Raw genomic sequence first — 15,075 nt, 5'->3', positions numbered from 1 at the left:
TCCTGGTCAGGCGAGTTGGAGGGCGATGGAGTCCGCGAGGGCAGCGGGCAGGCCATGGCGGGTACGGAGGGTCTCCGCGTCGATCGGCGCACCGGTCTGGGCCCGGTGGGCGTCCGCGATCTTCTGGGCATGCGCCAGGAGCGCGGGCGGAACTGCCACAGCAGGCACCTCACGAGCGGGCTCCGGCTTGGGCTGCACTTCCTGCGGCGTGGGGTCCTGCGGGATTTCTGCCGGGGCAGGTTCGGCCGGCGGCAGCTCGGGTGCCGGTTCCGGGGAGTGTTCGACGATGAGGTCGACGGCGGGTTCGGGTTCCGGCACAGGTGTGGGTCCGGGTGTGGGGTGGGGTGCGTGGGCGAGGAGGGTGCCGCCGAGGAAGGCGAGGGCGGGCCATCCGGCGACGAGGATGCGCAGCCAGTCCGGGACGTCGGTCATGTCGAGGAGTCCGGCGGTGGCGACGTTGGCGCCGAGCGAGGCGATGAGGGCGATGGCGAACCACAGCCAGGCATCACGGTTGGCACTGTTGGCGCGCATCCGGCGCCAGGCGGCGACCAGGAGCAGGTCGACGGAGACGGGGTAGGCCCACGCCTTCCAGCCGTCCTGACCGGCCGCGGCCGCCAGGTCATGCAGGTGGGCGAAGGACAGGGCCCCGGCGATGACGGCCTGGATGAGGACGGCATCGAGGCGGAGGGTGCGGAACATGAGGGTCACCTCCTTTCGGGCATGGGGGAGGTAGGGACCTGGCGTGAGACGGTCACGCCAACCGCGGTGGGGAGGGGTGCGCTAGGCGGTGGTCGGCGCAGGCTTGACGAGCGGAACCGACTCCGGAGCGACGCCGGAGGCCGGAAGGACCGGGCGGTAGCCCGCGAGAGCGGGCAGGTCCGGGGTCAGGTGCGCGTACACGGCGCAGATCGCGGCCGCTTCGGCGGCGGTGAGGGCGGGGGTGCGGATGCGGGACCAGCCGCCGGAGGTGTCACCCGCGACCGCGATGCCGGGCCGGTCGGGCGGGATGGTCAGCACGGTGACCACGGCGTCGGGGGCGATGTCGCCGACGCCCATTTCGGCGGTCTGCTTGTCGTTGACGCGGTGGACGGTCCGGCCGGTGAGCTGGGCGCGGAGGGCGGTGGCGCCCTTGCCGAGGTCGGAGCCGAACCGCTGCCCGCACACCTCCAGGAAGATGCCTGCCGCACGGGCCATCTGCCCCAGACGGATCAGCTGGGTGACCATCCGGTCCCGGCGTTCCTCGTCCTTCTTCGTCGCGACAAGGAACAGCTCCGCGACCTCGTCGACCAGGACCACCACCGGGGCCGGGCGGACGTCGTCGGGGAGGTCCCAGATGTCGCCGACCCCGTGTTCACTGAGGAGGTCGAAGCGCTCTTCCATCTCCCCGACCAGGACCTCCAGGAGGCCGTCCGCCTCCTCTGGCGTAATCGCGAGGGCGGAGAAGCGGGGCGCGTAGACGCGCTGTTCGACACCGCGCTTGCAGTCGATGCCGACCAGGGCCACCGGCAGCCGGGCCAGCCCGGCGACCAGGTTCCGCTGATACATCGACTTGCCCGACTGGTTCGCACCGAGGGTGAGCGCGTGCGGGACCTTGAGGTAGTCACGGACGAACGCGGTCCCGTCCTCCCGCAGGGCGACCGGCACGGTCATCGGCCCGGAGTGCACCCGGCGACGGGGCATCCGGACCTTCCGCAGGACGTCGTAGCCGGTCATCCGCAGCTCCACGAACCCCGGCTTGGTCTCCACAACGTTCACGGAGTGGACGCCCCAGGCGTGCCGCAGGCGTTCGGAGGCCGCCATCACATCAGCGGGTTCGAGTCCGGCCGGGAGCCGAAGGGTGACCAGCAGGCCAGTCGAGGTGACCCGGATGCGGCGGACCTTGGGCGGCACGGGCTGCACGTCGGGGCGGCGGGCGACGGTACGGACCATGAACGCCCTCAGGCGGGACGGCTGGACCGTCAGCCCGCACACGTCCATCGTCGAGCGGTACGTCACCGCGAACCGCGTGGTCGCCACCGGCAGACCGATCAGCGACCAGAAGACACCCGGCGCGCGGACCTTCGCGTATCCGAGACCGCCGGCGGCCCCGGCGAGCGGGAGGCCGACCTCCCATAACGTCGACAGATCCGTCATGGTCAGGCACCCATCGGGGTGACAGCGACGGCGCGGAACGAGATGCCGTGCCGGGTCTGGCCGTTGAACGTGTTCTCCCAGTCCCGGGCCTTGAGCCCGATGACCGACACGGGCATACCCGGCGCGAGCCCGTCGGGGAGACCCGTCTCCGGGATGGTCACCTGGTAGAGGTTGCCCTCTCCCTCGTCGGAGATCAGGAGTCCGACCGTGGAGAGACCGGCGCCCGTCTCCCGGTCCATGGCGCGCTCACCGGTCTGCTTGCTCACGAGCTTCGGCGCGGGAGCCGTGGCCACGAACACCACGGCGGTCGAAAGGTCAATCTTGAAGGACGGCATGTCCACTCTCCCGGTAAGGGGGGCTTAACAGCCCGGGCGTTGGAACCCCAACACTGGTAAGGGGGGGTTAGCACCCAAGATGCCTGCGACTGGTGCAAGGTGTCAAGCCCCCCTTAACATGTGGGTATGAAGTCAGCCCTATGTCCGGTTCCGCGAGGTGTTCGCCGTGATTGAGGAAGTGCGGCGGGTCGCCGCCATGCAAGATCACGCACTCCGCGTGAAGGCCGCCGTGGAGCTGATGGGGGACTTGCAAGCCGCTGTCGTCGAGACCTCTCGCATGCGTAAGGAGAGCATCGCTTGGCTTCGCGACAACGGGCACTCCATGGCGGACGTCGCCAAGATGATGGGCGTCAGCCGGGCGCGCGTGGCACAGCTCCGCGATGCCGGCCCCCCGCCGGAGCGAGCGTTCCTCGGTACCGAGCACGCCCAGGTGCTCGTGCCCATGCGGCCGGGCGAGCGGGATTACGTAGCGCTCGAAGACAGCTCCACGGGACAGAAGCTGTTGGCCCTGGCGCACCGGCTTCAACTCGACGGAGACCTCGGCTACATCCCGACCTCCGGCGAGATCGACCTCAACCGTGATGACCTGATGGTCGTCTGCGGCCCAAAGACGTCACCCGTAACCGCCGAAGCGCTGGGCAAAGACCCGCGGCTGGCCTTCGAGACCCTGCCCGATGGGCGCTGGGCCTTGATCGAGCGGGACGCCGGCACCGTACACACCTCCCCTACCGACGACCCCGAGACGCCGTCGCCGACGGATGTCGCGTATTTCGGCAGGCTGCTGAGGCCTGACGGGCAGGGCAACTTCCTGCTGATCGCTGGCGTCCACGCGGTCGGTTCGCTGGGCGTGGCCCACTTCCTCTCCGAGAACGTCGCCGACCTGTACAAGCAGGTGGGGACGGCACCGTTCTCCATGGTGATCGCCGCGGACTATGACCCGAGCACCAAGGCGATCAGCAGTAGCCGAGCGCTGAGCGCTGTCCTGATTCACGAGACCGCCTGACGTGCTCGTCGACGCCGCCAGTTACTCCCGCCCCGGGGGCTCGAATGAGGACTTCGTGCTCTTCGACTCCACCGCGGCTGTGGTTCTGGACGGCGCCGGTATGGCACCGGGCATGCAGTCGGGATGCCGACATGGAGTCGCCTGGTACGTGGAGCAGTTGGGGACTTTCCTGCACGCGGAGGCCACCCAGGCAGACAGGTCCCTAGCGATCTGCCTGGCTACAGCTATCGAGTCGACGACAAGCTTGCACCGGGACACCTGTCTGGTCGATGACCCGCTGTCCCCTTCCGCGACGGTTTCCGTGACTCGCGTGCGAGGCGACGTCGTCGAGTGGCTCCTACTCGGTGACTGCACGGTTCTCATCCAGAGCGACGGCACAGTGACGGCCACAACGGACGACCGCCTTGCCCATGTGGCACCACACGCCCGCGAAGCTCTCGCCAGGGCAGTCCCAGGGTCGCCAGAGCGACAGCGAGCCCATGAAGTCTTGGTTCAGGAAGAGCGCAGCCAGCGCAACGTTCAGGGCGGGTACTGGGTGGCAGCAGCCGACCCGACAGCAGCAAGCCAGGCACTCACCGGCTCAGAGAGTACGGCCCGCGTCGAGGGCGTAGCCCTGCTGACCGACGGCGCTGGACGACTGGTGACGACGTTCCACTCAACCGACTGGCAGGGCTACATGGGTCTGCTCAGCCACAGTGGCCCCGAAGACGTGCTCCGGCAGGTCCGCGAAGCGGAAGCATCCGACCCCAGCCTCAACAAATGGCCACGAAGCAAGCAGCACGACGACGCCACGATCGCGTACCTCCACCCATAGGCGCAGTGGAGTTGTTACAGATTTCTCTACCTCATCAAGGCACTCGCCGCGCACGGCGCGGCGCGCGCGGCCCGTCGCCCGGGCCTGCGCTCCTGTCTGCGCCCCGCTCCAGCCCGGCCGCCGTCCGCACGCCTGACAGCTTGGGTTGATGGGCAGCCAAAGCAGGCCTTCAAGCACGGCAACCGTCACATGGCACGCGTAGCCACGAGCGCCGCCGACTGCGGCCACGACGGGCGACCAAAAGACGGCCAGCAGCCAGGGAGGGGTGCCCTCTTGCGCATGGCCGGCCGACTGCCAGGCCTGAGTAGGGCCGGGCGCCGTACCCCCGCCGTCACGGATGACGGGAGCGTGAGGCGACCGCACCACTGGAGATGGGCGGGCGGGGAGCAGCTGCTGCCGCGAAGTGGCGGAGGCCGGTGTGGTCGCTCCGCGTCGGTACCGGTCTCGCTGTGGCCAATGAGATCGTCGTTCAGTCATCTTCCGGCAGCTCGTAGTCCCTTGATCATGTCCGGCCAGGACCTCAACCGAAGCAGCTCCACCGACCCGGGAAGCCGACCACACGAGGGTGGAACCGGCGTGTCGATTCTTAACGGATACCAGACAGGCGAAAACGCAGCACGCTAACCTAGTTGACGAGGCGTGAAGTAGTCCGCCGGCTAGCCCAGACACGACGTGAGGGAGATTTGATGGACGCTGACGACTCCGGCGCATCCAAGATCGAGATCCAGATCGACTCCGACGACGAATTCGGCGAATCGTACGAGGAACCAGGACAGCTAACAGCTGAACAGGTTCAGGGGAGCGTGATTTACACCGTTGACTGGACAATCGGTTCCGTTATCGAACAAATCGACGCAGATCCAAACGACCCAGATTCGCAAGGCGTCATCTTCACGTCCCCGCCATTCCAAAGGCGGACGGCCTGGAACAATGATCGCCAGAGCCTATACATCGAATCCTTGATGCTCGGACTTCCGGTACCCCCCTTGGTGCTGGCCGAGAGCCTGATAAACCCTAGCCACTTCTACGTATTGGATGGAAAGCAGCGCCTCACCGCTCTAAAGAACTTCGTTAAGGGCGACCCGGAAAAGCTGAAGCTACGGGGCCTCGAGCTCCTCGGAGACCGAATTTCCGGGAAGGACTTTGACGAAATTCGCCTCAGCACGGACACCCGTAAACTGATTCAAACAATGTACGCTCAGCCAATCCGAACCATCGTGGTAAGGAATTGGAGAACCCCTGCGCTTCTGCATTTGATCTTTTCGCGCCTAAACAAGGCGAGCGTTCCTCTGGCGTCACATGAATTGCGCCAAGCCCTGTATCCCGGACAGCTAACGTACTTCATCAACAAGGAAAGCGCGGAGAGTCGCCCCCTCCTCAAGGCGCGACGCCTCAAGGAGGCAGACACGAGACTCAGGGACGCCGAGACCCTTTTGCGTTACGTTGGATTCAAGACCAACTTGAACAAATACGGAGGAGACCTTCGCGATTTCCTGGACCGGGTACTCAGGGGAGGGAATGATCACTACTCGGAAATCGAGGGAAACCTGCGGGACCTGCTTGCTGGCTTGGAAATGGCCATCGAGACAACATTCGAAATCTTCGAACGAACGGCGTTCCTGCGATTCGATGCCGACCGAGCAAAATACATGCCGCGGTTCAACGTGGCAGTCTTCGATCTGATGACCTGGTATTTTTCAGACCCTCGCATCAGTGACCTAGCAAAGAATAACGCGGAGCGAGTTGTCGAAGCCTTCGAAGAGCTTTGTCGAAGTAACGCGAGCTTCTCATCCTTCCTCATCTCCACGACGAAGCGATCTGACGCGGTAAACGGGCGAATTGATCTCTGGGGAGAGGCCCTGGGGCGCGTCATCGGAATTCCGCTGCGCGGCAACGATTTCCTCCTCCCTTTCCTTCCGATCGCGGCTCGTAAGGCGTGACGAATGGCATACATGCATCTGGGCGCCCATATCGGTCACCCCTGCAGAAGATCACGCCGAATAATCGTCCTTCAGAGTCGAATCAGCGAGTTGGCTTCCTCGCTGTCCATCACCAAGAACCTGGTATCCCAAAGCCAAGCCGATACTGACAGATTGCATGCATTTCGCGTACTCATGCACGCAGAGGTGCAACACTATGTTGAGAGTATCGCACGCAATGTTCTGGATGTGACCGAACGTCAGTGCCGACTCGGCCGCCTCACACATGCAGGGCACCACCTGCTCGTATTTCAGTCCCTCAACCCTCTGGCCAACACCCGCAGTTCAGGGAATGCGAGCTACCCAGACTTCTCGCCGGACGGGCTCCAGAAAAGCTGGTCAACGACCGCCAGTTCCCTGATGAAAGCAATTGAAGCACACCGGAAAAGGATCACTCAAAATAATGGCATCAAGCCCTCAAATTTGAATATGATCCTACTCCCCTTGGGTTTCCGTGACACGTTCTTCACTACGCATTTTCGCGACAAGATGAACGAGTTGGGAGAAAAGCGCGGCCAGGTCGCTCACGGCGCAGGCGCCCTGATCCCGACAATTCCAACGGGAGCCGGTGAGCTGAACAGGTTTCAAGTCATCGAGTCCGGACTATCCGATATGGATAGATACGCACCCAGGGTGCTAATTCCCGCTTGGCGCTAGCCTTGAGCATTTGTCCGAACTTATTTCCATAAGGGGACTACCCGCCATGTCTTTGCCTCCTCCGGTGCGGTGGACGCTCCAGCCGGGCGACGCCATCCCCCGCAAGGATCTGCACAGCATCTTTGGGGGACGGACGCAGGGCGGCATCGGCCCGTCCGCGAAAACTCCCAACGTGTTCGTATTCACTGATCCGGTGGCCGGCGAGAAGCACGGCTATTACGACGACTGGATGCCGGACGGCCACTTTCACTACAGCGGAGAAGGCCAGTACGGAGACCAGCGCATGCTTTCCGGCAACGCCAGCGTCCTTAACCACCAGGCCGAGGGACGCACACTGCGGGTTTTCGAGGGCGCCCGCGGGACCGTCACTTACCAGGGTGAATTCGTCGTTGCCCAGAAGGACCCCTGGTACGAGGCTGACGCACCGGAGACCAACGACGGCCCGCTCCGTAAGGTCATCATCTTTCGGCTCAAGCCGGTCGACACCGAGCCGAAGAACCCTGCCACCAAGCTGGGACGCCTCCTCGGCGGCGACCCGAACGAGGTGGACGAGCTCCCCCTGGAGCGAAACGAGACCGAGAAGTCGTTCGTCAACCCCAACGGCGAGTCCTACGAGGCCGAGCGCCGGGAAGCCAAGCTGGTCAAGGCCTTCGCCGACTACCTCGCGAGCAAGGGACACGAATCCTGCCGGCACAGAATGCTGCCTCCCGGTGAGAGCCGCCCCCTATTCACCGACCTCTACTGCAAGCAGCTCGGTCTCCTCGCCGAGGCAAAGGGCAGCGTCACCCGCGAGAACGTCCGCATGGCCATCGGGCAGCTCGCGGACTACAGCAGGTTCGTGGACCACGCCGTTCGCGCCATCCTTCTGCCCTCCCAGCCCCGCAAGGACCTGCTCAACCTCGCGCAGAGCCAGGGATGCGTCGTCATCTGGCCTGAAGGTAAGACCTACGGCAGCACCGAGCCCAATCTCATCCCGTAGCCGCCTACCTCAGATCGCCGGTCCGCGGCCTACTCGTGGACCGGCTGGAGGCCGCTTAGCGATTGTAGGGCGCTGACCTGCGGGAACGCGTGAGACGCACGCGGCCTCCGGAGCCGTGTGCGCAGGTTCGAATCCTGCCGGGGGCACTTCGCAAGAAGTGCCACACAGACCCTGTCCACAGCGGAAACGCTGAGGACGGGGTCTTGTTGTATGTGCGGGCGGGTGCCGGGCAGAAACGCAGACGGTCCCCGGGACGGCTCCGGGGACCTTGCGTGGGCCCCCTAGTCGGCAGTCACTCCCCAGTAGCCGATCTGGACGGGCTCGCCGTCGCGATAGAGAACGGTGCAGTTGCCCTGGGCGCGATCGGGGAAGTCCAACCGCCCTGAATCGAGAGCCTCGTCCCATTCCTCGTACGTGGGTTGGCCTCCGGGGGACCAGGCGCGCACCTCGTCATCGGTCAAGGGAAGGCACCGACAGCGCACCTCGCTCGGTCGCTCGTAGGCCCCGGGACGGGTCCCAGGGCCCAGCGGAGTGCCTCAGTCGCCTTTCACCGAATCCTGCGGGGGCACCGCGCACGGTGGAATCGTCACGGACGGGCCTTGGGGTGCACGTTCCGTCGCGTCTCGGCCGCAGAGCGCGCGGTGGTAGCGAAGGTGCGCTTCGCTGATGCGGTGGGCGGTATGCCGGCGGAGGACCTGGCCCGTGGGGTTGTCGTCCGCCGTCCAACGGACGGCGTCTTGATCGTCAATGTAGATCGCCAGCGTGTCGAACTGGACGTGGTGATTCGGGCACAGGACAAGCAGGTTGGACTGCTCGTCGGGGCCGTTGTGAGGTCGTCCGAGACCGCGGATATGAGCGGCTTCGCTGTACGTACCGAAGCGGGTCTTCAGCTGGAGATCACAGATCTGGCAGTGGTCGCCGTGCAGACTCTTCACCCGTGCCCTCAGTACCGGATCGCGCACGGCACCGGAGGACGCGACCGTGCGCCGTGCTGCCGGGCCCCCTTCGCTCACGTCGTCCTCTGCGGAGTCCTCGACGCCGCTCGCGCGTTCGTAGCCGGCCAACCCCAACCGTTCCATGAGGGCCTGCTGGTCGACGTCGGCCAGGTACGTCTCTCTCAGGACGGCCACCGCCTGAGACCGGATATAGGGGTCACCCAGCAGCCGTCCGACCTGTTCGGTCACTCCTCCCTCGGGATTGAGCCTGTCGAGCGTTGCAGCGTGAGTCACGGCAGCCAAGTCGCCGGGGAGACCGTGAACATCCCACAGTCGGCTCGTCTGCAGGTGCCAGAACGGGTACTCGGGGGTGACGGAGGAGTCGGGCAGGCCGAACTCGGCCAACAGTCCGCCCACCTCGTCGCGGAACTCCCGCCACGGCGCAAGGTGCGGCTTGCCCGTCGCCACTCTGGAGATACCCCACAGCAGCGCCAGCGGCTTGTGCCTGGCCCGGCGCCCTGCTCTCGTATGGACCCTGAGGTTCCTCAACCTGTCCATGAGCTTGCTGACCGTGAGTTCGGCGGACGAACCGGGCGCCGGAGGCGCGGCCGATTCGGAGTCGGGGGCGGGGGCGGGGGCGGAGTCGCCTCGTCCGCGTGGGGTGGGGACCGTCACCGTGGACGCGTACTCGTTCCTGGGAGGGCTGATCGACCCGCGGCGCGCGTCGGGCAGGGCAGCCTGCCCCGTCTCCACCCACTGGCGCCAGGCACGAGGAGCGAGCTCGAGCGCCTCTGCGGCCGACAGGTCAGGGTTGCCCCGGGCCTCGATCCAAGCCCAATCGACCCGATCGTCCTCTGCGGTCAGGTCCAGGACGGACAAGTCGTACCGGTAGTTGGGGAAGGGCCTGCCCTCCGACTGCTGCTCGATCTGTTCGGCGTTGTCGATGACCGCCACGCCACAGAACTCGACGTACCCCTTCGGCGTCTTGTTCCGGGAAACCGCGGCGAACACCAACAGCGGCACGGCCGGTGCGCGCTGCTCTGCCGAGCGCCCTCGGTGTTCCGCCAGCGTCTCCAGCAGCACGGCATTGCCCTGGGTGGTTCCCACCGGCACGGTGTGATCGGCCCTGTGGTCTCCGAAGTAGCTCATGCGACCGTTTTTCAGGTCGAACACGTCATGCCAGGGAGTTTCGACCGTCCCGGCCTTCCACGGGCTGGACCGGATCAGGATGCACGGGCGACGCCGCCCGTCGGATGCGGTGATCCTGGCAGCCGGGTTGATGCCCTTGCTGAGCTGGATCTGAGCAAGATTCTCGGACGCTGTGGCGTGATGAATGTTCGGGTACCCGTCGATGTGCGTCACCGCGGGATCCCTGTTCCGAGCAGATCGGAACACCTCACCGACACGCAAGTGGCTTCCCACCGGGCCTCCCCCCATGACGCAGCTCTCTGTCACCGATCCTGCCAGGCCGACGTTGGCGCCCCCTCCGGGTTGCGACGCGAAGACCCCGTCCGCAGCGGAAACGCTGGGGGCGGGGTCTCTTGTGTGCGTGCGTGGCGGTGCGGGGTTACTTCACGTTGATCGCGGTCCAGGCCTTGGCCACCGCGGCGTACTCCGGGCTCGTCGCGCCGTAGAGGTCCGTGGCCGCCGAGAGGGTGGCCGTGCGGGCGCCGGCGTAGGTGGTGGAGGAGGTCATGTAGGTGGAGAGGGCCTTGTACCAGATCTTGTAGGCCTTCGTGCGGCCGATGCCCGTGACGGTGGAGCCGTCGCTGGTCGGGGAGTTGTAGGTGACGCCGTTGATCGTCTTCGTGCCGCTGCCCTCGGAAAGCAGGTAGAAGAAGTGGTTCGCCGGGCCCGAGGAGTAGTGGACGTCGAGGCGGCCGACCGAGTTGGACCAGAAGTCGGCGGAGTTGCCGTCCTTGCTGGGCTTGTCCATGTAGCGGAGCGGGGTGCCGTTGCCGCGGATGTCGATCTTCTCGCCGATGAGGTAGTCGCCGACGTCGGTGGCGTTGGCCGCGTAGAACTCGACCGAGGTGCCCAGGATGTCGGAGGTGGCCTCGTTCAGGCCGCCCGACTCCTTGCTGTAGCGGAGGCCCGCGGTGGAGGCGGTCAGGCCGTGGGACATCTCGTGGCCCGCGACGTCGAGGGAGGTGAGCGGCTTGGTGTTGCCGGTGCCGTCGCCGTACGTCATGCAGAAGCAGGAGTCCGACCAGAACGCGTTGACGTACGCGTTGCCGTAGTGGACCCGCGAGTAGGCGGCAGCGCCGTCACCGCGGATGCCGTTGCGGCCCAGTTCGTTCTTGTAGAAGTCCCACGTGACGGCCGCGCCGTAGTGGGCGTCCGCGGCCGCGGTCTCCCGGTTCGTGGCCAGGCCGTTGCCCCAGGTGTCCGTGCTGTTCGTGAACAGGGAGCCCGTGCCGTTCGTACCGCCGGCGAGGTCGTACGTCTTGTGGCCGCCGCGCGTCGTGTCCGTGAGCGTGAACGACGGCGCCGTGCCGAGCGTGACCTGGCCGCTGTACTGGGTGTTGCCGGTGCCCGTCTCGATCGCCTCGTAGGAGTAGAGCTCCTTGCCCGTGGCGGCGTCGGTGATCACGTGGCGCTCGCTCGGGGTGCCGTCCGGCTGCGTGCCCGTGACGGTCGTCTCCCACGCCAGCGCCGGCTTGCCCGTGGCCGCCCAGATCACCTTGCGGGCCGTGCTCCTGGCCGTCGCCGCCGGGGCCTTGGCCTCCGTCGTCGGGACCGATATACGGGCGCCGGTCGCCTTCGTCGTCGCGCGGGCGCCGTCCTTCTTCTGGTGCACCACCAGGTCGCCGCCCAGGACCGGCAGGCCCTCGTACGTGCGCTCGTAGCGGGTGTGGACCGTGCCGTCGGCGTCCTTGACGACGTCGCGGACGACCAGCTTCTCGCGGTCGGCGAGGCCGATCGCCTTCGCGGTGGCGGCGGCTCCCGCCTGCGCCTCCTGGACGGCCGCGGCGCGCTGCGGGCCGGTGAGGACGAGCGCGGTGGCGCCCGCCTCGCGCTGGGCGTCGGCACTGGCGGAACCGGTCTGGACTCCGACGACGATCATGGCCGCCGAGGCGATGAGGGCGGTCGAGAGGGCGGTACGACGGTACGAGGACTGCTGGCGGATCACGCGGGCTCCTTCGCTGAAGCACGTGGGGATCGTGGGGGGGGGTGGTGCGGCTGTGAGCGTGCCAGCGAAGGAGATTATTTGGCAGGTCTACGACAAGGATTTGACCATCTGTTGTCCGAAGTTCGGTCATTCCTGTCCGGTGTGCGGGGAGTTGACCTGTCCCCCGGCACTCTGCGCGCAGCCCAGAGGCCCCCGGATTCTTGTCCGGGGGCCTCTGGGTGTGTAGGGGGGGGCGGGGGGTGGGATTGGGTTAAGTGGGGGTGGGGCGGAGGGTGGGGAGTGGCGTGGGCGGTGGCGTCTACGCCGGGCGTTTGCGGGTCGTCTTCTTTGCCGGGGTCTTCTTTGCCGACGTCGTCTTCTTCGCCGGTGTCTTCTTGGCCGCCGCCGCCGTCTTCTTCGCCGCCCTCGCCCTCGGCTTGAGCTCCGTCACCTCCGCGTCCTCCCCCCGCGCCTCCTTCGCCGCCCGCACGCTGTTCTCCAGCGCCGCCATCAGGTCGATGACCTGGCCACCGCCCTCCTCGCCCGGTGTCGGAGGCGCCACCGCCTCGCCGCCCTCCGCCTTGGCCGCGATCATCTCCTCCACCGCCGTGCGGTAGTCGTCGTGCAGCGTGCCGAGGTCGACCTCGCCGAGGGTCGCCATCAGGGCGTCCGCCAGGTCGAGTTCCGCCTCCCTGACCGTCACCGGCGTCTCCGGCGCCACTCCCTCCGGCGCCCGGATCTCGTCCGGCCAGAGCAGGCCGTGCATCGCGATCACGTCGTCCACGACCCGGAGCATGCCGAGCCGCTCCCTTCCCCGTAGCGCGAACTTCGCCACCGCCACCTTGTCGCTGCGCTTCAGCGCTTCGCGGAGCAGGGTGTACGGCTTCGCCGCGGGGACGCCGTTCGCCGAGAGGTAGTACGCCGCCTCCATCTGGAGCGGGTCGATCTCCCCGGCCGGCACGAAGGCCACGATCTCGATCGTCTTCGCCGTCGGGAGCGGCAGTGCGGCCAGGTCCTCGTCGGTGATCGGGATCATCGTCCCGTCGGCCTCCTCGTACGCCTTGCCGATCTCCGCCGCCGCGACCTCCTCGCCGTCGAGCTCGCACACCTTCTTGTAGCGGACCCGGCCGCCGTCCTCGGTGTGGATCTGGCGGAACGAGACGGACCGGCTCTCGGTGGCGTTCACCAACTTGATCGGGATGCTGACCAGCCCGAAGGAAATGGCGCCGTTCCAGATAGATCGCACGGTTTTCTTCACTTTCGCGCAGAAATGCCAGATACGTACGGTACGCGTGGGATTCTCATCGTATGACGCCCATCACAGAGGTGGAGGGGCGGCGCCTGGCGCTCAGCAACCTGGACAAGGTGCTCCACCCGCTCACCGGCACGACGAAAGGCGAGGTGCTGCACTACTACGCCACCGTCGGGGCCGCGATCCTGCCGCATCTGCGCGATCGGCCCGTCTCCTTCCTGCGCTATCCGGACGGTCCCGACGGGCAGCTCTTCTTCACCAAGAACCCCCCGCCCGGCACACCCTCCTGGGTGAACACCACCCCCGTCCCCCGCTCCGAGGACCCCCGGGCCCGGCAGGTCGTGATCCAGGACCTGGCCTCCCTGATGTGGGCCGCGAACCTCGTCGTCGAGTTCCACACGCCCCAGTGGCGGACCTCCTCCCCCGCCGTCGCCGACCGGCTCGTGTTCGACCTCGACCCCGGACCGCCCGCCACCGTCGTCGACTGCTGCCGGGTCGCGCTCCACCTGCGCGAGCGGCTCGCCGCGGACGGCCTGGAGGCCTTCGCCAAGACCTCCGGCGCCAAGGGGCTGCACCTGCTGGTCCCGCTCGTACCGACGCCCTCCGAGCGGGTCTCGGCGTACGCGAAGCAGCTCGCCGTCGAGGCGGAGGCCGCGCTGCCCCGGCTCGTCGTGCACCGGATGGCCCGCGCCCTGCGGCCCGGCAAGGTCTTCGTCGACCACAGTCAGAACGCCGCCGCCAAGACCACCGCCACCCCCTACACCCTGCGCGCCCGCGCCCGGCCCACCGTCTCGGCACCCGTCACCTGGGAGGAGGTCGCCGGCTGTGCCGAGCCCGCGGCCGATCCGGAGGAGCTCGTTCTGTCGATGGACGACATCACGCCACGTCTGGAGCGGTACGGAGAGCTCCTGGCGCCTCTTTTCGCGCCCGCGCGCGCCGGAAGCGTGCCGTGAACGCGGACCGCGGGGAGGCCGGGGCCGTCGCGCTGCCGCCGCCCGTCGACGTCATGCGGCCCCGGTCCGCCGACGAGATCCCCGCCCAGGCGGAGCCGCCGCGGGAGCTCCAGTACTCCCTCAAGCTGGACGGCTTCCGCGCCCTCGCCTTCGTCCTCGACGACCGGAAGGTGGTCCTCCAGTCCCGCTCCGGCCGGGACCTCGCGCCCGAGTTCCCCGAGATCACCGCCCACCTGCGCGCGCAGCTGCCGCCCGGGATCGTGCTCGACGGCGAGCTGTGCGCCTACCGGGACGGGCGGCTCAGCTTCACCGACCTGCTCCGCTCGCACGGCGACCGCGTACGGGCCGGGGTCCCCGTCTCGTACATCGCCTTCGACCTGCTCGCCGTACCGGGGCGCGACGTGCGCGCGCTGCCCCTCCGTGACCGGTGGGAGCTGCTCGGGGCGGCCCTGCGGGAGGCGGAACCGCCCCTCCAGCGCGTCCTCGCCACCCAGGACGAGGCGACCGCCCGGGGCTGGTTCCGCGACCTGCGCGACGCCGGCGTCGAGGGCATCGTCGCGAAGTCCCTGAGCTCGGCCTACCGGGCCGGCGGCACCTGGGCCTGGCGCAAGATCCGGCACGCCGATACGAGCGACGGCCTCCTCCTCGGCGTGATCGGCCCGCCCGAGCGGCCCCGGGACCTGCTCGTACGGCTCCCCGACGGCCGTACGGTGACGACCTCGCCCCGGCTGACCCCGGCGCAGTCCCGTCAGGTCGGCGCCCTCGTGGCCGACCGCGTCGGCGCCCTCGCCACCGACCCGGAGCACGGGCCGGTGCGGTCGGTGGAGCCACCCCTTCCCGTCGAGCTGCGCCGGCTCGCGGGGCGGCATGACAACGCCGCGTTCGTCCGCGTCCGGTCCGAGGGGTGAGCGGGGGGTGTGACG

At 67.4% G+C, this 15,075-nt stretch carries 13 protein-coding genes; 7 read left to right on the top strand and 6 right to left on the bottom strand.

Annotated features, from left to right (window positions below; genetic code table 11):
- Positions 1-6 precede the first annotated feature (6 nt).
- The 3 genes from ACZ6K0_RS06640 to ACZ6K0_RS06630 all read right to left on the bottom strand — a co-directional run bounded on the left by ACZ6K0_RS06640 (position 7) and on the right by ACZ6K0_RS06630 (position 2,468).
- Positions 7-699 carry a DUF2637 domain-containing protein gene (locus tag ACZ6K0_RS06640; protein WP_469227634.1) on the bottom strand — a complete coding sequence of 231 codons (693 nt, stop codon included), beginning with the start codon at positions 697-699 and terminating at the stop codon, positions 7-9.
- A gap of 81 nt (positions 700-780) precedes the next feature.
- Entirely contained in the window at positions 781-2,133 is a 1,353-nt protein-coding gene (locus ACZ6K0_RS06635) for an FtsK/SpoIIIE domain-containing protein (RefSeq protein ID WP_469227635.1), read from the bottom strand.
- Between the two features lie 2 nt (positions 2,134-2,135).
- Complete coding sequence (locus ACZ6K0_RS06630) at positions 2,136-2,468, bottom strand: SCO3933 family regulatory protein (protein WP_469227636.1); 333 nt, start codon at positions 2,466-2,468, stop codon at positions 2,136-2,138.
- 166 nt (positions 2,469-2,634) lie between these two features.
- Here ACZ6K0_RS06630 and ACZ6K0_RS06625 point away from each other — a divergent pair, with 166 nt between their 5' ends.
- From ACZ6K0_RS06625 to ACZ6K0_RS06605, 5 genes are all read left to right on the top strand, one after another.
- Positions 2,635-3,471, top strand: coding sequence for a sigma-70 family RNA polymerase sigma factor (locus ACZ6K0_RS06625; protein ID WP_469227637.1), 837 nt, complete (start codon positions 2,635-2,637; stop codon positions 3,469-3,471).
- A gap of 1 nt (position 3,472) precedes the next feature.
- A complete protein-coding gene (locus ACZ6K0_RS06620; protein ID WP_469227638.1) occupies positions 3,473-4,285 on the top strand; it encodes a protein phosphatase 2C domain-containing protein in 813 nt (270 codons plus the stop codon).
- A 686-nt stretch (positions 4,286-4,971) separates the two neighbouring features.
- Positions 4,972-6,225, top strand: coding sequence for a GmrSD restriction endonuclease domain-containing protein (locus tag ACZ6K0_RS06615; protein WP_469227639.1), 1,254 nt, complete (start codon positions 4,972-4,974; stop codon positions 6,223-6,225).
- Between the two features lie 3 nt (positions 6,226-6,228).
- On the top strand, positions 6,229-6,921 hold the full coding sequence (locus ACZ6K0_RS06610) for a HEPN domain-containing protein (protein ID WP_469575338.1): 693 nt from the start codon (positions 6,229-6,231) through the stop codon (positions 6,919-6,921).
- A gap of 64 nt (positions 6,922-6,985) precedes the next feature.
- Positions 6,986-7,900, top strand: coding sequence for an SRA domain-containing endonuclease (locus ACZ6K0_RS06605; RefSeq protein ID WP_469227640.1), 915 nt, complete (start codon positions 6,986-6,988; stop codon positions 7,898-7,900).
- Positions 7,901-8,436: 536 nt separating this feature from the next.
- On the opposite strand, the gene ACZ6K0_RS06600 is transcribed toward ACZ6K0_RS06605, so the two are convergent.
- The 3 genes from ACZ6K0_RS06600 to ku all read right to left on the bottom strand — a co-directional run bounded on the left by ACZ6K0_RS06600 (position 8,437) and on the right by ku (position 13,193).
- Positions 8,437-10,197, bottom strand: a complete 1,761-nt coding sequence (locus ACZ6K0_RS06600; RefSeq protein ID WP_469227641.1) for a phosphorothioated DNA-binding restriction endonuclease family protein — start codon at positions 10,195-10,197, stop codon at positions 8,437-8,439.
- A gap of 205 nt (positions 10,198-10,402) precedes the next feature.
- Entirely contained in the window at positions 10,403-11,902 is a 1,500-nt protein-coding gene (locus ACZ6K0_RS06595; protein ID WP_376400513.1) for a M4 family metallopeptidase, read from the bottom strand.
- Positions 11,903-12,266: 364 nt separating this feature from the next.
- Positions 12,267-13,193, bottom strand: coding sequence for a non-homologous end joining protein Ku (ku, locus tag ACZ6K0_RS06590; protein WP_376400078.1), 927 nt, complete (start codon positions 13,191-13,193; stop codon positions 12,267-12,269).
- A gap of 62 nt (positions 13,194-13,255) precedes the next feature.
- Between ku and ligD the strand changes: the two genes are divergently transcribed.
- Together ligD and ACZ6K0_RS06580 are read left to right on the top strand one after the other, a co-directional pair.
- Positions 13,256-14,152 carry a non-homologous end-joining DNA ligase gene (gene ligD / locus ACZ6K0_RS06585; protein WP_376400081.1) on the top strand — a complete coding sequence of 299 codons (897 nt, stop codon included), beginning with the start codon at positions 13,256-13,258 and terminating at the stop codon, positions 14,150-14,152.
- Positions 14,149-15,060, top strand: coding sequence for an ATP-dependent DNA ligase (locus ACZ6K0_RS06580; RefSeq protein ID WP_376400084.1), 912 nt, complete (start codon positions 14,149-14,151; stop codon positions 15,058-15,060). The genes ligD and ACZ6K0_RS06580 overlap by 4 nt, the downstream gene beginning before the upstream one ends.
- Positions 15,061-15,075 lie beyond the last annotated feature (15 nt).

Source organism: Streptomyces sp. NPDC042346, assembly GCF_055581845.1.
Note: the sequence above shows the minus strand (reverse complement) of the source record. Positions and strands in the feature narration are given on the sequence as shown.

Excerpts from the sequence above, each read along its gene's own strand:
- ACZ6K0_RS06640 (WP_469227634.1), bottom strand. The coding sequence starts at position 699 with ATGTTCCGCACCCTCCGCCTCGATGCCGTCCTCATCCAGGCCGTCATC.
- ACZ6K0_RS06635 (WP_469227635.1), bottom strand. The coding sequence starts at position 2,133 with ATGACGGATCTGTCGACGTTATGGGAGGTCGGCCTCCCGCTCGCCGGG.
- ACZ6K0_RS06630 (WP_469227636.1), bottom strand. The coding sequence starts at position 2,468 with ATGCCGTCCTTCAAGATTGACCTTTCGACCGCCGTGGTGTTCGTGGCC.
- ACZ6K0_RS06615 (WP_469227639.1), top strand. The coding sequence starts at position 4,972 with ATGGACGCTGACGACTCCGGCGCATCCAAGATCGAGATCCAGATCGAC.
- ACZ6K0_RS06610 (WP_469575338.1), top strand. The coding sequence starts at position 6,229 with ATGGCATACATGCATCTGGGCGCCCATATCGGTCACCCCTGCAGAAGA.
- ACZ6K0_RS06595 (WP_376400513.1), bottom strand. The coding sequence starts at position 11,902 with ATGATCGTCGTCGGAGTCCAGACCGGTTCCGCCAGTGCCGACGCCCAG.
- ligD (WP_376400081.1), top strand. The coding sequence starts at position 13,256 with ATGACGCCCATCACAGAGGTGGAGGGGCGGCGCCTGGCGCTCAGCAAC.